This is a genomic window from Helicobacter pylori (assembly GCF_011140715.1).
Taxonomy (GTDB): Bacteria; Campylobacterota; Campylobacteria; order Campylobacterales; family Helicobacteraceae; genus Helicobacter; species Helicobacter pylori_DA.
Window position 1 is genome coordinate 1 of the sequence record NZ_SFZZ01000024.1, and the last position, 18,376, is coordinate 18,376.

An 18,376-nucleotide genomic window follows, 5' to 3' on the forward strand; every position below is an offset into this window, starting at 1 on the left:
AGCGATGATACCGCAAGCGAGAGAGAGAGAGAGAGAGAGAGTAAAAATCGTTTTTTCATAAAATGTTCCTTAAAGTAATTTTTTTATTGTAAACATGAATAGAAATGAAAATTTATTTACAATATGTTTAATTTTACAATAAATTTATTGGATTTCAAAAAAAAAAAAGGATTTTGAGGTGTTTTTAATCTATTTATCTTTGGAGTGTTAATTTTTGTAATAATGAAACCATCTTTTGAATTTTATAAGCAATATTTAATGAGAACAGAATTTTGATAACGCTTAACAGAACGCATTTATCCCAAACGCCAAAAGCGTTTAGGATTTCTGCTTAAAGGATTTGAAGCTTTAATAGAGAGAGTGGTGTGGTTTAAGCTTTATTTCTCATTTTCGCCATGATCATCATGATCGTGATCTTTTTTGTCTTGTTCTTTGTCATGCCCTTTGCCATGTTTATCATGACCACCGTGTTTATGGTGTTTATGCTTTTTCCCATGCTTGCATGATCTCAACCCAAAATCATCATCCATGTCTTCCATGTTGCCTTTTTTAAGCGCTTCTTTAATGGCTTTTTGGCGGGCTTCAAAATCCGCCACGGTCATTTTGTCTGTGTTTTTAGTCGCATATTCATGCAACTGCTTATGGAACGCCTTTCTCTTGTCTTCAGGCATCTTTTCCATGCGCTTTTTCAACTCTTTTGTGTAATCCACAATATCCTGCGGAGCGACAACGCCAGCCATTTTAGCCAAATCTTCATCGCTTGTTTTGCTGAAATCTTTGGCGTTCAAAGCCACAAATAGCAACGCGCTAACAGAAAGTATTTTCAACGCTTTTTTCATTTTTTATCCTTTTAAATTAAATTTTATCTCACTTAGGAGAGCAATGTTCATCTTTTTTCTTAACAGCCCTACACCAAACTTTTCTCGTATCGCCGCTGCAAACGCTCACATTAAGTCCTTTTGCCTTGATCTCTTCAGCGCTCAAACCCTTGGTTTTTTCTTCTAATTCTTTACGCACTTCTTCACGCATTTTTTTGAAATCTTCTTCGCTCATTTTAGAAAGATTCTTCCTGGCGATCCGGCTGAAATTCGCGCGGAATTTCTTAGCGTCCTCAGCGTTTAAAGCTTTAAGGCGTTTAGACACTTCCATGCGATAATCAATCGCTTCATTAGAAGGCAGAGTGCCAGCTAATTCTAAAAGCTCCTTATCTTTGAGTTGCGAAAAATCCCTAGCGCCTAAAACCTGTAATCCAAGCAAAGCTAACAGGCAAAAAGCCAAACTCTTTCTCATTCCCAATTCCTTGTTGTCTAAATTTTTGCCGCACAACGACAGCAAATTTTGGCATTCTACCATGTTAATTTTAATTTATTCTCAAACGCCACTAAGAGCGGTAAAAAATGGGGTTTTTAAATTTCGTGCAACCATTGTGTATCATCATTTAATTTTTATTTATAAAGGTCGTTTTAAACCCTAAAATTTTAAAATACCATTTTGAATGATTGGTTTGCATGGCGTTGGTAGTTTTTGGCTTATTTTGAGTGAAAGGATTTAAGCAAGATGTTTGTGGTTTTTATAGAAGGTTTTGGTTTAGCGATTTCTTTGTGCGCGGCTGTGGGAGCGCAATCCTTGTTTATTGTGGAAAGAGGCATGGCTAGGAACTATGTGTTTTTGATTTGCGCTTTGTGTTTTATGTGCGATATTGTCTTAATGAGCATGGGCGTGTTTGGCGTGGGGGCTTATTTCGCTAAAAACCTTTATTTGAGTTTGTTTTTGAATTTATTTGGGGCGGTTTTTACCGGATTTTACGCTTTTTTAGCTTTAAAAACCCTTTTTCAAACCTTTAAAAAGAAGCAAGTCCAAACCCCCAAAAAACTATCCTTAAAAAAGACCTTATTATTCACTTTAGGCGTTACCTTACTCAACCCTCAAGTGTATTTGGAAATGGTGTTTTTAATTGGCGCGAGCGCTTTATCTTTTAATTTAGCTCAAAAATTTGTCTTTTTAGCCGGCACTTTATCGGCGGCCCTTTCTTGGCTTTTATTGTTATGCACTTTATCGTTGCGTTATGGCTCCAAACTTTTAAACAATCAAAAAATCTTTATGGGCGTGAATCTCTTTGTAACCGCTATCATGGGAACGCTCAGCGTTACTTTATTCAGGGATTTTTTAGCGTTATTGAGTAAAACCTAAAAAGGGGCTAGTTTTAAGTCATTTTGCATTACAATACTCCTAAATGAGTTTTAAGGATTACAATCAATATGCAAGTTTTAGCGTTAAAATACCGCCCCAAACATTTTAGCGAGCTAGTCGGTCAAGAGAGCGTGGCTAAAACGCTTTCTTTAGCCCTAGACAACCAGCGTTTGGCTAACGCTTATTTATTCAGCGGGTTAAGGGGTTCGGGTAAAACCAGCTCTTCTAGGATTTTTGCTAGGGCTTTAATGTGTGAAGAAGGGCCAAAAGCCGTGCCTTGCGATACTTGCATCCAATGCCAGAGCGCTTTAAACAACCACCACATAGATATTATAGAAATGGATGGGGCGTCTAATAGAGGGATTGATGATGTCCGTAACCTCATAGAGCAAACGCGCTACAAACCAAGCTTTGGGCGTTATAAAATCTTTATCATTGATGAAGTGCATATGTTCACCACCGAAGCGTTTAACGCGCTTTTAAAGACTTTAGAAGAGCCTCCTAGCCATGTGAAATTCCTTCTAGCGACAACGGACGCCTTGAAATTGCCCGCTACCATACTCAGCCGCACCCAGCATTTCCGGTTTAAAAAAATCCCTGAAAATTCCGTTATTTCTCATTTAAAAACCATTTTAGAAAAAGAACAAGTGAGCTATGAAACAAGCGCGTTAGAAAAACTCGCTCACAGCGGGCAGGGGAGCCTAAGGGATACGATCACTCTTTTAGAGCAAGCCATCAATTATTGCGATAACGCTATCACAGAAAGCAAGGTGGCTGAAATGTTAGGAGCGATTGATAGGAGCGTTTTAGAAGATTTTTTCCAAAGCCTGATCAACCAAGATGAAGCGCGATTAAAAGAGCGTTATGCCATTTTAGAAAATTATGAAACCGAGGGCGTTTTAGAAGAAATGATGCTTTTTTTGAAAGCGAAATTATTAAGCCCTGATTCTTATTCCATCCTTTTAATAGAGCGCTTTTTTAAAATCATTATGAGCAGTTTGAGCCTTTTAAAAGAAGGGGCAAATGCCAGTTTTGTGCTGTTGTTATTGAAAATGAAATTCAAAGAAGCTTTAAAACTCAAAGCCCTAGACGATGCGATTGTAGAATTAGAGCAAACCCCTTTCAATCAAAACCCTAGCATAAGCTATAACGCCCCTAAACAAGAATTTAAAAGTGCAGAAAGAATAGAAAAACTAGAAAAAAGAGAGAACGCAGAAACCCCGCAAACTCCCATGCTTTCAGCTAAAGATCGCATTTTCCACAACCTTTTCAAACAAGTCCAAACATTGGTTTATGAGCGCAACTACGAGTTAGGGGCGGTGTTTGAAAAAAATATCCGTTTCATTGATTTTGACAGCCAAACTAAAACCTTGACTTGGGAGTCTTTAGCCACCAATAAAGATAAAGAGCTTTTAAGAGAACGATTTAAAATCGTGAAAAGTATCGTTGATGGGGTTTTTGGCAAGGGCGAAAATATCAAAATCGCTTTAAAACATCATTTGGAAAATAAAAGCGCTTTAGAAGAGGTTAAAGAGTTTAAATTCCCTTATTCAAAGCCCAAACCAACCACCGAAACCACGGCTGAAATGAAAGAAAAAGAGATTCAAAAAAAAGAAATTAAAGAAAACAACACTAAAGAGGTTCAAGAAATCCAACCCAAAGAATCCCCTACAGCCTTGCAAGAATTTATGGCTAACCATTCTAACCTCATTGAAGAGATTAAGAGTGAGTTTGAAATCAAAAGCGTGGAATTGTTATGAGAGCGAATTTAGACGAATTAGACAAAGTGGCGGCTGCAATTTTAAAAGATGATTTTAAGGGGGTGGTGCTTTTAAAGGGCGTTGTGGGGAGCGGTAAAACGACTTTAGTTCAAGCGTGCTTGAAACGCTTGGGTTTAGACATTCAAGCGACTTCGCCCACCTTTAGCTTGATGCATGCTTATAGCGAGAGCGTGTTCCATTATGATTTTTACATGCGCGATTTAGAGGCTTGCTTGGAGCTTGGCATGTTGGAGTGCTTGTTAGAAAAGGGGATCCATTTTGTGGAATGGGGCGATGAAAAATTAGAAAAAATTTTAAAAAAATACGATTTAGCTATTAAGGTTGTGGAAATTAAAACCGAATTAACCAGCCGTTTTTATACAATAAAGATCGCTTAAAGGGCCGCTTGAATGGATATTTTAAAAGCAGAGCATTTAAACAAACAGATTAAAAAAACCAAGATCGTTTCAGATGTTTCTTTAGAAGTGAAAAGCGGCGAAGTGGTGGGGCTTTTAGGGCCTAATGGGGCGGGTAAAACCACCACCTTTTACATGATATGCGGGCTTTTAGAGCCTAGTGGGGGGAGCGTTTATTTAAACGATGTGAATTTAGCTAAATACCCCTTACACAAGCGTTCTAATTTAGGCATAGGCTACTTGCCCCAAGAATCCAGCATTTTTAAAGAATTGAGCGTGGAAGAGAATCTGGCCCTAGCAGGAGAGAGCACTTTTAAAAACTCTAAAGAGAGCGAAGAAAAAATGGAAAGCTTGCTAGACGCTTTTAATATCCAAGCCATAAGAGAGCGCAAGGGCATGAGCTTGAGTGGGGGAGAAAGAAGGCGTGTAGAAATCGCTAGGGCTTTAATGAAAAACCCTAAATTCGTGCTATTAGATGAGCCTTTTGCGGGCGTGGATCCGATTGCGGTGATTGATATTCAAAAGATTATTGAAAGCTTGATTGGATTAAACATTGGTGTGTTGATCACTGATCACAATGTGCGAGAGACTTTGAGCGTGTGCCATAGAGCGTATGTGATCAAAAGCGGCACGCTTTTAGCGAGCGGGAACGCTAATGAAATTTATGAAAACGCTTTGGTGCGCAAGTATTATTTAGGGGAAAATTTTAAGGTATAGACATGGCAATCTTACGCGCAAACCTTAGCCCCAAAAACAAATTAAACGCTACCTTAAAAGGGTGGCTCCCCATTTTACAAAGCGAGCTTGAAGATTTAGAAGAAGTGTTGAAACAAAACGCTTTAGATAACCCCTTAATCAAAATTGAAAACAAACGCATCAAAAATTTTAGCGATCGTTTTAGCGCTAAAAAGAGCAGCGATCATTTAGAAAGTTTCGCAATCGCATCTAAAAGCCTTTTTGAAACTTTAGAGGCTCAAATCATTCCCCCCCTTTTTCCTACTGAAACCTCTCAAAAAATCGCTATGGATATTATCAGCGGGTTGGATAGCGAAGGGTATTTTGAAGAAAATATTGAAGAAAGGGCTAAAATTTTAGGGGTAGAGAGCGAAGTGTATGAAAAAGTGCGCAAGCGTTTTAGTTACCTTAATCCCGCTGGCATTGGTGCTAAAGATGTGAAAGAGAGCTTTTTATTCCAGTTAGAGAGTAGGGAATTGGACAATAACGAGCTTTATGAAGAAGCGCGAAAGATCATTTTAAATTTAGAAAAACACCATGAATTTTCTAAAGATTTTTATTACGAAAAGGCTTTAAAGATTTTAAAATCCTTTAAAAACCCCCCAGCCATTGAGTTTTTAGAAAAAGAAATAGAAGTCATTCCTGAGCTTTTTATTTTAGAAGTGGATAATGAAATGATTGTGCGTTTGAACGATGAGAGCTACCCAACGATCAGTTTAGAAGAAAATCGCTTTAAGGATAGCGATTATTTAAAAGACAAATTAAAAGAGGCTAAAGATTTGATTGATGCACTAAATTTGAGAAAAGCCACGATTTATAAAATCGGTCTCATGCTTTTAGAGTATCAATACGATTTTTTTAAGGGTAAAAAATTGCGTCCTTTAAAATTATTGGATTTAGCCAATGAGTTTAACCACTCTGTAAGCACGATTTCAAGGGCCATTTCTAATAAATATTTAGCATGCGAAAGGGGGGTTTTCCCTATTAAGCATTTCTTTAGCACCGCCTTAGACAATAGCGAGACTTCAAACGCTATGATTAAAGACTATCTTTTAGAATTGATTAAAAACGAAGACAAAAAAGAGCCTTTGAGCGACGCTAAGATTTTAGAACTCATTGAAGAAAAATTCCATTTGAAAATGGTAAGAAGAACGATCACCAAATACCGCCAACTGCTCAACATCGCTTCTTCAAGCGAAAGGAAAAAGCTCTATTTGATGCGTGCTTGAAAACCATGATTTTAGGGCTTATTCTTATTTAATACCATTTGCCCTTGTATGCGTGTGAGTTCAAACTCTTGGGATACTTTGGCGAGTTGGTATAAGATTTCTGTATTATGCGTGTCTAAAGCCTTAATGTAAGCCTCTTTTTGTCCTTTGGTGATCACAAATGGTATTAAGTTTTGCTCTAAAACGCTATAAAAGATTAGCATTCTGCCCACCCTACCATTACCATCGCTAAAAGGGTGTATCCTTTCAAACAAAATGTGTTGTTCTAAAATGGCTTTTAGTTTTTCTTCTTTATCTTGTAAGGTCTTCATCTTATAATTGAGGTTATCGCACCATTCTTTCATAGCCATAGGCACTTGAAAATGAGGAGTCATTTCAAAACTAGCTCCTAAAATGGTATTATCAGCCGTTTTGAAAGCCCCCTTATTGGGGAGTAAAAAATTCATTAAAATCCCATGCAATTCTCTCACAAAAAAGCTATCAATCTTTTGTTCTTTCTTTAAATTTTCTAATAAAAAGGGGAGCATATTTTGATAGTTTTTCACTTCAAAGAAGGCTCTTTGGGGCATTTCTCTAGGAATGTATTCAGTGGTTAAAATACTTATGGTTTCAGCAAGACTTAAAGGGTTGTTTTCAATAGCGGTGCTATGATGTGCCATTCTAATGGTTAAATCCATAGCGTAATCATTAAATTCTAATAATTCTTTATAGTTCATTATTTAAAATCCCTAAACAACTTCCCTAAATCCAAATCAAGTAATTCCGTTTGGGATCGCAATTCTAAAAGGTTTTGAGCTCCTTTAATCAAATCGTTACTGGAAATGCCATGAGAAAGAGAGATTTGGGCTTCTAAAAACGCGCTCAAATGATCGCACACCTTCAAAAGCTCCCCGCAAACCCCAAGATATTCATCGCTGTTATAAAGCGTGAATAATTCTTCAGCGTCTTTAGTGAAAATGATTTTGTGAGACTTGTCTTTGTAGCGGTTTTTAAACTCGTTTTCGGTGAAATATTTCAAATCTTCTTGAACGCCCAAAGACACAAAGGAATAGACTTTGTTTTGCATTTCCTTTTTTTCAATCTCTTTAATGCAATGATCAAGCCCTGCAACGCTTTGTTTGATGGGCGTGATAATGTCTCGGGTTAAAATCTCGGGTAAATCATGGAAAAGCCCGCCCAAAAAATGATTGATCCGCATGCTTTTACAAGCTTTTAAATCAAAGCTCAACAAATACCCCATAAGCGCCACGCATAAAGTATGCCCTAAAACGCTGGTTTGCGGCACTCTTGGAGTTTGGCTCCAACGCTTTTGGAAACGCAACTGCCCAAACATGCTCACCAATTTTTTCAGATCTTCTTTTTCCCCAAAAAGCCCTTCAAACAAATGCTCGTTATTGTGGAGTTGCTTGTCAATTTTATCTTTAATTTCTTTCACGCCATACATGTTGGGGTTAAAATGATAAATAATATCAAACTCCCACTTAGACGCATAAAAATGCGCACTCTCTAAAATTTGAGTTTCTAAAATTTGGGGTCTGTGGCTTAAATACTCTTTGAGTTCCTCTAAAGAAAAATACGCGCTGATTTCATCTTGCAAACTTTGCACGACATAGGAGGCTAATTCTTGGCTGTGCGTTTGTTGGAGGGCGTAAAAAATAGGGGGTTTAATATCGGTTAAAACCAAGCGCTCCAAAAACTCAAAGCAAAAGAACTTGATTAAAAGATCTAAATCTAAATCTTTACCCCTGTCTTTTAAATCTTTAGCGAGCAGATACGCAATCATCGCTTTATGGGCTTGCTTGTCTAATTCCACAAATTCCAAAGGGCATGCTTGATCATTCCAGCGCCTAATAGACGCGCCCACAAACACACGCCTTAAAAATTGAGTTTTGAGTTTGGGGGCTTTTAGGGGTTTAATAGGATGAGCCGCATACATAACTTTCCTTTTTATACTATTTTGAATATTAAAGCTATGATCTTATTAAGAAATACTGATTGGATCGCACAAGTTTGAAAAACCTTAACGCACCACTACCAATACTAACCTAAATTTTATTATACGAAAAAAAGACAAAAATAAGGTTTTTATTTAAAAAAATATTATTTTTATCTATCTAATCACAACAAAAAACAAGCCAATAAATCCTACTAAATCAAAAAAAAAGCACTTACTATAAAGCCCCTACAATAGGGAAAGCGTTTGAAAAAAATGAGGTTTTTTTCCAACCACAAAAACCCAAGCCCACTACTCATGTATTTGTCTCACAATTACAGATTTTTCAAATAGCTTTGAATAACATTTAATCCACGCGCTCCACGCTATAAAGGGGCGTTAAGGATACAGAAAGGGAATAAGATGAGACATAAAAATGAGACAGCAACAAGCTTCAACAAGCTTAAAGCAATCACGCAAGCGATACAAGCGCTAAAAAACGGCGCACCAAAGAATGCAATCTATCAAGAAAGCGAGCGAACGCAAGCAAGCGAGAACGCAAATATAAGCGATCTCACGCAAAAAACCACGCTTAAGCCTAAAGCGAGCGCACAAACTAAAAAAGGCGCTTTAAATCCAACTAGAAAAGCCTTTAGCGAGAGGCAAAAAACCACATTTAGAGACAAGGCGCAAGCAAGCGAGCCAAAACGCCTACAAACCAATCAAACCAACAACTCAAGCTTAAAATCCGAGTCAAGCGATGAAGCTTTAAAACGAGGCTTAGAAAACAACCAAAGCAAAGGGGGCAACAATGAAGCCTAATAAAAATCTAAACAAGCCTTTAAAAAAAAAGGCGGATCGTTTTGAATGGGTTTTACTGATAGCGTTTAGCTTGATTTTAGCTACCGCTTACATTTTAAGGAGTTTGTTATGAAAAACACTTTTACAATCTACAAACGAGATTACAAAGGCGAGTCGACGCCATATCTTAACTACTACGACAAAAACAATAAACGCTTTAGAGTGAGCCTAAACAAAGCCAGAGAGTGCCTAAAGATGAACACCGACGAAGCTTTAGAATATTTCCAAAACAAAAGCCTAAAAGAGATTTTAGCTTTTGTCAATCGTTTAGAAGCGATGAAAAACGCCAACAAACGCATTAAAAACGCCGAAAAACGAACGCTTAAGATACAATCAAAGATTACCATACTTGAAGCGTTAAAACGCTTTCTAGCGTTAAAAATAGGGCTAAAACAAACAAGCATCAATTCTTTAGAAAATGTTTTTAATAGCGTTTTTAGCTTAATGGGCTTGAAAGAAAGCGACAGGCTTAAAAAGATCACCAAAGAAAAGATCACGCAATACCACCAAGCCACGCTACAACTCTACAGAAAAAACACGATCCACAACTTCAACGCTAATTTAAAAAGCTTTTTAGCGTTTTGTGAAAGCGAGCGGTTTTTAAATCAAAATCCTTATTACTCTATCACGCTTAAAAACGCGCAAGAAGCCCAAGCGATCGAGCCTTTCAATTTAGAAGAGGTTAAAACCCTTATAGAAAACGCACCAAGCTTAAGATTAAAAGCGTTTTTAGTGGTAGCGTTTTTTACCGGCATGCGCACCGGCGAGCAGTTAGCTTTAACATGGAAAGACATTGATTTTAACGATAAAACGATCACCATCAACAAATCATTAAACGAACTAGGGCAAATCACAAGCCCTAAAAACAAGCCAAGCATTAGAGAAGTAGATCTATTAGAACCCGTGGAAAAAATCCTAAAAGAGCTACAAGAAAGCGAACCAGAAAATAAAAAATTCGTTTTCATAGACGCGCCCAAGCGATCAAGCATTTTTCAAAGGCATTTCAAAGCGCTTTTAAAAGCCTTGAACTTGAAAGACCGAAAGCTTTACACTACGAGGCACACCTTCGCGAGTTTGATGCTAAGCCAGGGCGAAGAAGCCATGTGGGTGAGCAAAACGCTAGGGCATAAAGATTTAAACACCACTTACAAAACTTACAGCCACTACATCCCTAAACAAGAAAAAGAAAGGGCTAAATTTTTAAAGGGGGCGCTATGAAAAAAGAAACCAACAATAAGGAAAATTCCATGAGCGTGTCTCATTATTTGGCTTACAAGCTTATCAAAGAAAGCGATGCAAGTATTAGTTTTTTTGATTTCATCCAAAAATTAGAAAAACTCCAAAAAACGCACACGCTCAAGTCCAGCGTTTGCAATGTGAGGAATAAGCGCGTAACAAGCTATTCTATCCTACTCCAAAAAAAGGCGGTTTGACATGGAATTAGAAAAATTACAACCGATCGATTTAGAAGTTTTGAAAGAGCTTTACAAAAAAGCGTATTTACCCAAAACAGCCGACAAGATTTCAAAAGATCTTAACATTGATTACGCCCACACGCTTAAGATTTTCAACAAGCTTGAAAAAAAGGCTTGTGCAAGCAATGGGTCATCAACAAAAAAAGAGAATGCGAAAAAAAAGACAACTACTATAAGGTTTGCTACTTGAACGAACTAGGTAAGGAATTATGCGCGTCTTTAAAAGCCTTAAAAGGCTTTAAAACCACAAAAAAGGATTAAACATGAACTACATATTAAAAAATAATTTGAATGTTGAGAGCAACTACACCAAAACCGCCAATAGTATCCTCATTAACAGCCCGTTAAGTAGAGATGCAAGGATTGTTTTTATCACTTTAAGTAGTCTCGCAAGCTCATTTAACCCAAAAAGAGAATTTTTATGCAAGCAATTGGATATGAATACTAAAACTCTTAACAAGTATTTAAAAGAGCTCGTGCAAAAAGGTTTTTTGAAAATCATTTACTACAAAAATAAGTTAGGAAAGTTTTTAGGCAAAAGGGCTTACATTTTAGCGCCAACTAAGGAGTAATTAGAGCAAGAGGACTTTATTATTGTTGATGAATCTAACCGCACCGAAACACCAAAATTTACCATGCGGCAAATTGTAGAAAAACAAGCCGAAAAACCCCTTAAATCCGAAGTTTGCACCGAAACACCAAAATTTACCGCCCTTATAAATAAAAAGAATAACAACAAACATGAAAAAATGGATGAGAATGTGAGTGAGAATTTACAAAATCAAGCGGATCAAAAAAACAAGCATGATGATTTTTCTTGTCTTAGAGGCTCTATCAAAAACTTCAGCATGTTTAAACGCTTTAGTGATTTCGTTTTTTCTATTTTAGGGAATCTTGACACAAGAGGATTAAAAATGCGCGATAAACAAGCGTTTGAGCGGTTTTTGAACTACAGAAACGAGAAAGGAAAGCTAACTTACGCCACGAAAAAAGCTTTGCTAAAACAAGCGTTAGAGCTGAAAGAACAAGACCAAGACATAGCAAAAAGTGTAGAGCAGAGTATACGCAAGGGTTATAACGAGCTTTACGCTGTCTTTGAGTTTAAAGCTCGATGGACGCCGCAAAAGCAAGAAGAGGAGCCGTTTGAATACAAACCAAATCCCAAATATAACGGTTATTGCATCTGGTAGGCGTAAAGAAAGAGAGCAAGCAATGAGATCGTGGCACTATAAACACAAGCAAAAGAATTTTAAACCCAAGGTAGAGACCGAATGCCTACTTATTGAAAGCGTGTTGCTGGAAATTTTACAACTCATTAAAGATCAAGAGGAAAAAAGCAGGGCTGTAATTATCGAAAGGATGATTATCTACTTTTTAGAAAAAGAGAAAGGAAATAAAAATGAGACAGCATGGGATAAATCAAAGCGAACCTATAAAAGAACTCTTAAAAACTACAAGAAAGAAGCTAAAGTTAAGAGAGAGCACCTACAAAAAGCTAAAAAGGATGCAGAGAAAAAAAACTATACATTTGCAAGAATAGTCCGTTTAGCTATTTTAGAGGGTATTAGGGAGTTTCAAAAAGAAAACCTATTTTTGAACTTGCAAACGAAAGGTTTTGAGATTGCAATAAGCATTTTAGAACAAAAAAACAAAAAGAGACAGGAAAAAAGGTAAAAATGCAGAATTTGATAATGAATAGTTTTATAAACTATCCGAACGATTTGGAGGAATTTTTAGCAGAAATACACATAACAAGCTTTACGCTTTTCAATCAAAAAATCATTCAAGCTTTGTTAGAGATGAAAAACAAAAATCAAGTCGTGCAGCTTGAAACTATAAGGCTAAAAATAGGCGATGAAGCGTTTGAAAGCAAAGAATTTAGCGCTATTTTACAGGCGGATAGCTATCCGAACTATTTAGACTTAAGGAGCGACTTTAAAACTTATTTGAGTTTAAAGATGCAGGAACATTTAGCAAACGAGCTAATAAAAGCCACACGAAAGAGCGAGATTTTTGATTTTGATTTTTTAGGCAAATACATCAAATTAGGATCTAACCGAAACGGGAGGTATTACTGGGAGTGGGAAGAGTTTTTCAAATCAAAACCTAAAATAGAAAAAATACACACAGGAATTAACTTTTTAGACAATATCAGCGATGGCGGTTTTGAAGTGGGGCAATTGATTTTAATCAGCGGCGATCCCGAAGCCGGTAAAACGCTTTTAGGTATCCAATACATCACCAACGCGCAACAACAGCACAAGGTTACTTATTTTGGTTTTGAATTTAGCGTGAGGAAACACATAGAAACCTTGAACTCTAAAGGTTTCAAAATTAATAAAGAAAATTATTTCATTGATGATCTAAGTTGCGAGATTAATGATCTAGTTTCACAGATTAGAGGTTTAGCTAAAGAAGGGCATAAGCTTTTTATAATTGACAGCCAGATGAAAATACAAGCTCCCATCGTAGGAAGGACGATTGAAGAAGTAGAAACAAGTAAATTCACTACTTTAGCCGATCTAGCCAAGCGCTTGCAGGTCATCATTATTTTGATTATTCAAAACTCCAAAAACGACAGCTACGCCCCAACAGGAAGCCGTAAAGGCGCTCATGAAGCACATGTAATGATTAGGATTGAAAAGATCAAGAGTGGGGAACTCAAACACATTAATGATTACAACGAGAGAGGCAAATACCGAAAGGTTTTGATTTTAAAAAATAAACAGACAGGATTACAAGGGATTCAATTTTTTAGAATAAGTGACTATAAGTTGTTTGAAATTAGCACGAATTACATGAAATTTAAAGAAAGTGATTTTAGCGGCTATGATTTAAACGATTTCAGCGATTAAAAGATCTACAATGATTATTAATTTTGAAGGTCTTAAAAATATCGTTAGCATTGTGGATGTTATAGAAAAATACCTAGACCTAAACAAATGCGGAGCGAATTTGAAAGCGTGTTGCCCGTTTCATGATGAACGGACCGCTAGCTTTATTGTAAGCACTGAAAAAAATATTTACAAGTGTTTTGGGTGTGGCGTTAGCGGTGATGCGTTTAAATTCTTGCAAGAATTTAAAAAAATCAGTTTCACCGAAGCGATTGAAGAAATAGCCTCCATGTATAACTACCCGATAGAATACGACAACAACAAAGAGAAAGAAGAAAAAGAAAGGCTAAAAGAAATTTTAGCGTTTGCTAATAGCCTTTTCAAAGAAAGAATTTTAAAACAGCCTGTTGTTTTAGAGTATTTAAGTAGGAGAGGCGTTACACTAGAAAAGGTTAAAGATTACGGTTTGGGTTTTTGCACTAACGAAGAAAAAGAAGAATTGAAAAAGCGTTTTACCCCTTATGATTTGATAGCGAGCGGGCTTTTTAGTGATGCAAACAAAGACAGAGAGCTTAAAATCTTTTGCAATTATAGGATCACTTTTCCCTTGAAAGACACTAAAGGGAACATTGTTAGTTTTAGCGCCAGAACTTGCACGATCAAAAATCCTAGGAATGGCGCTAAATACATCAACGGCAGAGATACAAAGATTTTCAAAAAATCTTTTATACTTTACAATTTAGACAGAGCGCGCCAAGCGATAACGCAAAAAAAGCAAGTCATTTTATGCGAAGGTTTTTTTGATGTGATGAGTTTTGAAAATTTTGATTACAATAATTCGATTTGTTGCATAGGAACGGCATTCACTAAAGAACATGTGAAGATTTTGAGCCATTTGAATGCAGAGATATGTTTTTGTTTAGACAACGATTTAGCAGGATTAGAAGCCAGTATTAGAGCGATTGAGATGTGTTTGTTAAACCATACCACTAATTTAAGTGTTGTGAAAATTAAAGACAAGGATTTTAAAGACATTGGGGATTATTTAGAAAGGAATAAACGCCCAAACCTAGTTAAGATCAACGGGTTTAAGTTTTATTGCGCTTATTTGTTGCGTGCAGAATTTGACAACAAAACAAAGGATTTTAATTATAAGAGGATTTTGAGAGCAATCAAAGATTTAGCCCCCTTTATTAAAGGCGATCTTTTAAAGATTTTAAAAAGCTTTTTACCTAGCGAAGACACCAAAATGGAGAAAATAAAAAAGCCCGTATTGTCTATTTTAGAAGCGAAGATTTATAAAACGATGATAGAGAGCGAAGAATTCAACTACATTGCAAGAAGGTATTTAAGCCCGGCAGATGTGGAGTTTAAAGATGTTTTCAAGAAAATCGTTTCACACGATTTTAGAGGATTAGAATTTTTGAAAAAATACGAAGTCATTAGGGAGGAACATTATGCACATTGTTTAAAAGAGTTTAAAATTAAAGGCTTAAAAAATAGCCTAAAACATGCCATAGAAAACAAAGATTATAGGCTCATAGAAGCGCTGAATAATAAAATTAAAGAAATTCAAACGCATTAAGGAAGTAGCATGAGTTGGATTGATATAGGCGTAGGATCGGGATCTAGCGGATCGGGATCTAGTAATAACCTTTTAAGCGGTTTTATCAATTCTTTAGGGAACGCTTTAAGTAGCGCGAGCTCTAGCGGTGGGATTAGAGGTTTTCCATGGCAAGCAGGCAACCAAAACGATCAAATCGTAGGTTATTACGACGATCCTCAAGGCTACTATAGCGTCATTGAAAAATTCTTAGCCGAAAAAAACTACCATTCTAATAAAAGGCTAAAAAACGCGTTTGAACGCATCATTAACCAACAAAACCGCATTAACCACCTAAACCATGAAATAAGCAACCTAAACCATCAAACCAACCAACAAAACCAAGCGCTAAACCAATTAAACCAAGAAATAGCAGGCTTGAATAATGAAATAACCGCTAACGAAAACGCCATTAAAAAATTAAACGCTTTAGAAGTAGAAACGAACGCTAAAAAAGAAGTTTTAGAAAGTTTGAAATCATTAGAAAAACTCAAACAAGAACTTAAAAGGCTTAAAAAGCAATCTAAATGGAAGAAACAATTTAATTTTTTGACCGATAACCCTCCTAACATAGAAGCCCAGCGAGAAAGCGCACTAAACAGAGCGGGTAATAAAAACGGACTAATGAACTTTTTTTTAACCGATCCGTATGCGATACTGCCTAAAGGCTTTATTTACGAATACCACAACCCCGGCAAAGAAACCTACAACGCCTTAAACGCGCCCAATAACATGGACGGCATCAATAACCAGTTTAGAACCAACGCGCTAAACCAGGTTTTAGATAACAGCTATCAGAAGTTTTTACCGGGCAATGATAGTTACAACGCTTTAGGAGACATTGAACAAGTGAAAGCCTTGAAGTTTTACGATCTAATTTTGAATTTCAATTCATCAAGCGATAAGCTAGAAAGCGCCTTATTTTTCAAACAGATTTCCCAATACGCCAAAGGCTTAAGGCTTAAGATCTTAACCGCACCAAGCAGTCAAGAAGATTTACAAAGGCTTGAAAAGTTAGAACAAACGCTAAAGCAAGAAGAAGAGCGCTTAAAAGGTAAAGATTCACACGCCATAGAGCAAGAAATACAAAAAGAGCAAGAAAACGCCCTAAAATTGAAAGAAATCATTAAAGCCAAGCAAAACCACGCCGAAACGATAAAGAACGCTATCAATCAAAAAGAACACGCAAAAAACGAAAAAGAACGAGAAAAACACAACCTAAACAACGAGATTGATGCTATAGGTAACGAACGCATAACGTTTAAACAATTAGGGACTAAAGACAATTTTTTAGGGATACAACTTCACTTAAACAATAACGGGAGGGGAAGAACCTACGCGAGGGCGTTTTTTAGAGACAACAATAAAACAATTAGAGAATACTATGAGATTGAAACCAAAGTTAAAAACATTTTAGGATTTTATCGAATCGGACAAAGCGATGAGCGCGTTTTAAAACGCTTTTTAGAATTAAGCCCACAACAACAAAACGAACTATCTTTGCTACTGCTTCAATAGCGCCAAACATAACCCTTAAAAAACGCGCTTGATTTGGCTTAAATAATTAAAATGATTTTAGGATTAATCCATGCAAGCGTTAGAAAACAATGAAATCAATTTCAAAAACTTACCCAGCACGCCGTTATACCCGCTTAAAAATCCTATTTTGACGCCTGAGCAATTAGAACAGAAAAAAAAAGATCTCATCGTGGATCTCAATCAAAAATCCAAAGAACTTAAGGAATTAGGATTATTAGATAAGTTAGGAGGTTTTGTAGGATACCAAACCGACAACGCCAAAGAACGAGAAAAACAGCTAAGCGACCTTAAAACGCAAGCTTTAGACAACAAGCTAGATTTTAAGGATTTGCCAAACGCCTTAAAAGATGATTATTACAATAAAGCCGAAACAAGTATTTTAAACCCTCTTAAAACCAAGAACGAGATCGCCAAAGAGGACTATCAAAAAGACTTACAAAGAAAAGCGATATTAAAAAAAACAAGCCAAGAACTCACAGAGAGCGATAAGGATTTAATAGCCAATGATAGCGGTTTTTTTAATAATGCGCTTGATGCTATTAAAGGCGCAAGCGAAGTGGAGAAACTCAAAGAATACAAGGAAAAAGAAAAAGCTAAAAACATAACCAAAGACTTGCAAAAATCATGGAATTTGTTTAACAACTTGAGAAAAGACAAGGACGCTTTTAGCCTTTTTGCGAGTGAAGACTTGCAGTTAAGAGAAAAGTATCAAAACGAGTTTAAAAACATTGCCATAAATAGCGGTTTTGATGATGTGGTTTATAATAGAAAGCATGAACCATTTTTAAGGAAGGATAACAAATTTTATAAGATAAACGACCGCTTTTTTGATAATTTTTTAAATTTTTTAAGCGCTAATAAGTTTTCATTAGCCGGATCTTTAATGGGAGTGGTTAGAGGCGCTAAAGCAGGGAAGAATTTAGGCGCTTTAGGTTTATTGGGCGGCGCTATTGTAGGAGGAGCGTTAGGGAGTGCAGCAGGTGGAGCAACCGATGCGATTGCAGGTAATGCTTTTTTGAACAGAGAGCAAAAAGCCGACGAAATCATAAGGCATGCGTTAAGTGAGGGGGTTTTAAGTTTGGCAACGGATACTCTGGTTTTAGGAGCAGGGAAGTTTATTCAAAAAGCGATCAACCCAAGAAACATTTTTAATATAGGCGCTAATGTTTCCACTGGCGGTCTATATGCATTAGGAAAGCACATAGTAACAGGCAACGCCAAAGGAGCTGAAAGGATATTAAATGAAACCATAAGCGAAAACGAGCGCCAAGCAGTCAAAGAGTTAGTGAAGCGGTTTGGAGGCGAATTGAGACTCACTAAAGCAGACGGAAGCAAATACCGAGCAGAACTTGTTAAAAAAGTAGGCGAAGACAGTAAGATTTTAAGGGGGTATGACGCTTTAAGAGACGCTTTTTTGTTGCAAAGTCAAGCTAAAAAGCAAGAAGCTTTTATTCAGGCGATAAGAAGCGATGAAACAGGCAACGCGATAGCTTTTTTAAGCGAAGCGGCTAACTCAAGCCCCATCGCTAACGCTAATCTGAAAAAGATTTTAAACAAGACGACTGAAAATTTAAAAGATTCGTTGAGGCAATTTGAGTTAAAAGATTACGAAGTAAAAAGCATTTTTGATAATTTAGAACAAGGCACTAAAGAAAGCTATGAAAAAGCTCTTGATGGAATCATAGGAAAACTTTATGATAATAGCTACAAAACGAATCTAAGAGAAAGCATTCAAGACGTGAAACCACCCCTTGCTAAAGCAAGGAGCTTCCTAACTAAAGCGTCCTAATGGACACTAACA

Annotated in this window: 19 protein-coding genes and 2 pseudogenes; 17 read left to right on the plus strand and 4 right to left on the minus strand. The window is 36.7% G+C overall.

From position 1 onward, the window contains the following. Window positions 1–377: 377 nt before the first annotated feature. Both EWZ81_RS02625 and EWZ81_RS02630 read right to left on the minus strand, forming a co-directional pair. Entirely contained in the window at window positions 378–839 is a 462-nt protein-coding gene (locus EWZ81_RS02625) for a sialic acid-binding protein (protein ID WP_165548928.1), read from the minus strand. A 28-nt stretch (window positions 840–867) separates the two neighbouring features. Beyond that, a complete protein-coding gene (locus tag EWZ81_RS02630) occupies window positions 868–1,290 on the minus strand; it encodes a DUF1104 domain-containing protein (protein ID WP_165548929.1) in 423 nt (140 codons plus the stop codon). Between the two features lie 267 nt (window positions 1,291–1,557). Here EWZ81_RS02630 and EWZ81_RS02635 point away from each other — a divergent pair, with 267 nt between their 5' ends. From EWZ81_RS02635 to EWZ81_RS02655, 5 genes are all read left to right on the plus strand, one after another. Continuing rightward, entirely contained in the window at window positions 1,558–2,190 is a 633-nt protein-coding gene (locus EWZ81_RS02635; RefSeq protein WP_000498386.1) for a LysE family transporter, read from the plus strand. A 68-nt stretch (window positions 2,191–2,258) separates the two neighbouring features. Then, complete coding sequence (locus EWZ81_RS02640) at window positions 2,259–3,950, plus strand: DNA polymerase III subunit gamma/tau (RefSeq protein WP_165548930.1); 1,692 nt, start codon at window positions 2,259–2,261, stop codon at window positions 3,948–3,950. Beyond that, the gene (gene tsaE, locus EWZ81_RS02645; protein WP_050829651.1) at window positions 3,947–4,348 is read left to right on the plus strand and encodes a tRNA (adenosine(37)-N6)-threonylcarbamoyltransferase complex ATPase subunit type 1 TsaE; all 402 of its coding nucleotides are present in this window, start codon (window positions 3,947–3,949) and stop codon (window positions 4,346–4,348) included. Before EWZ81_RS02640 ends, tsaE begins: the two co-directional genes overlap by 4 nt. Window positions 4,349–4,360: 12 nt before the next feature. Continuing rightward, window positions 4,361–5,083, plus strand: coding sequence for an LPS export ABC transporter ATP-binding protein (gene lptB, locus EWZ81_RS02650; protein ID WP_000353241.1), 723 nt, complete (start codon window positions 4,361–4,363; stop codon window positions 5,081–5,083). A gap of 2 nt (window positions 5,084–5,085) precedes the next feature. Continuing rightward, a complete protein-coding gene (locus EWZ81_RS02655) occupies window positions 5,086–6,330 on the plus strand; it encodes an RNA polymerase factor sigma-54 (RefSeq protein WP_165548931.1) in 1,245 nt (414 codons plus the stop codon). Window positions 6,331–6,341: 11 nt separating this feature from the next. Here EWZ81_RS02655 and EWZ81_RS02660 read toward each other — a convergent pair whose 3' ends face one another. Next, window positions 6,342–7,046 carry a Fic family protein gene (locus tag EWZ81_RS02660; protein ID WP_165548932.1) on the minus strand — a complete coding sequence of 235 codons (705 nt, stop codon included), beginning with the start codon at window positions 7,044–7,046 and terminating at the stop codon, window positions 6,342–6,344. After that, window positions 7,046–8,266, minus strand: a complete 1,221-nt coding sequence (locus tag EWZ81_RS02665) for an HD domain-containing protein (protein WP_120808215.1) — start codon at window positions 8,264–8,266, stop codon at window positions 7,046–7,048. Before EWZ81_RS02665 ends, EWZ81_RS02660 begins: the two co-directional genes overlap by 1 nt. Window positions 8,267–8,686: 420 nt before the next feature. Here EWZ81_RS02665 and EWZ81_RS02670 point away from each other — a divergent pair, with 420 nt between their 5' ends. The 12 genes and pseudogenes from EWZ81_RS02670 (at window position 8,687) to EWZ81_RS02715 (ending at window position 18,364) form a co-directional block, all read left to right on the plus strand. Further along, window positions 8,687–9,085 (plus strand): hypothetical protein, encoded by a 399-nt coding sequence (locus EWZ81_RS02670; protein ID WP_165548933.1) that lies wholly within the window; start codon window positions 8,687–8,689, stop codon window positions 9,083–9,085. Continuing rightward, window positions 9,075–9,197: a hypothetical protein gene (locus tag EWZ81_RS08595; protein WP_275690016.1), complete on the plus strand. Its 123-nt coding sequence runs from the start codon at window positions 9,075–9,077 to the stop codon at window positions 9,195–9,197. The genes EWZ81_RS02670 and EWZ81_RS08595 overlap by 11 nt, the downstream gene beginning before the upstream one ends. After that, window positions 9,194–10,342, plus strand: a complete 1,149-nt coding sequence (locus tag EWZ81_RS02675; RefSeq protein ID WP_165548934.1) for a site-specific integrase — start codon at window positions 9,194–9,196, stop codon at window positions 10,340–10,342. The genes EWZ81_RS08595 and EWZ81_RS02675 overlap by 4 nt, the downstream gene beginning before the upstream one ends. Next, window positions 10,339–10,557 (plus strand): hypothetical protein, encoded by a 219-nt coding sequence (locus EWZ81_RS02680; protein ID WP_165548935.1) that lies wholly within the window; start codon window positions 10,339–10,341, stop codon window positions 10,555–10,557. The genes EWZ81_RS02675 and EWZ81_RS02680 overlap by 4 nt, the downstream gene beginning before the upstream one ends. Window position 10,558: 1 nt before the next feature. Further along, a pseudogene (locus EWZ81_RS02685) lies at window positions 10,559–10,860 on the plus strand (hypothetical protein). A 2-nt stretch (window positions 10,861–10,862) separates the two neighbouring features. Further along, window positions 10,863–11,171 carry a helix-turn-helix domain-containing protein gene (locus EWZ81_RS08410; RefSeq protein WP_240146733.1) on the plus strand — a complete coding sequence of 103 codons (309 nt, stop codon included), beginning with the start codon at window positions 10,863–10,865 and terminating at the stop codon, window positions 11,169–11,171. A gap of 63 nt (window positions 11,172–11,234) precedes the next feature. Then, a complete protein-coding gene (locus tag EWZ81_RS08415) occupies window positions 11,235–11,789 on the plus strand; it encodes a phage replication initiator YdaU family protein (RefSeq protein WP_240146734.1) in 555 nt (184 codons plus the stop codon). A gap of 22 nt (window positions 11,790–11,811) precedes the next feature. Then, window positions 11,812–12,167, plus strand: a pseudogene (locus tag EWZ81_RS02695) (hypothetical protein). 123 nt (window positions 12,168–12,290) lie between these two features. Further along, entirely contained in the window at window positions 12,291–13,454 is a 1,164-nt protein-coding gene (locus tag EWZ81_RS02700) for an ATPase domain-containing protein (RefSeq protein WP_165548936.1), read from the plus strand. Window positions 13,455–13,464: 10 nt separating this feature from the next. After that, window positions 13,465–15,018: a DNA primase gene (gene dnaG, locus EWZ81_RS02705; RefSeq protein ID WP_165548937.1), complete on the plus strand. Its 1,554-nt coding sequence runs from the start codon at window positions 13,465–13,467 to the stop codon at window positions 15,016–15,018. A 9-nt stretch (window positions 15,019–15,027) separates the two neighbouring features. Further along, window positions 15,028–16,554: a UV radiation resistance protein gene (locus EWZ81_RS02710; RefSeq protein ID WP_165548938.1), complete on the plus strand. Its 1,527-nt coding sequence runs from the start codon at window positions 15,028–15,030 to the stop codon at window positions 16,552–16,554. 70 nt (window positions 16,555–16,624) lie between these two features. Beyond that, on the plus strand, window positions 16,625–18,364 hold the full coding sequence (locus EWZ81_RS02715; protein WP_240146735.1) for a hypothetical protein: 1,740 nt from the start codon (window positions 16,625–16,627) through the stop codon (window positions 18,362–18,364). Window positions 18,365–18,376: the final 12 nt, after the last annotated feature.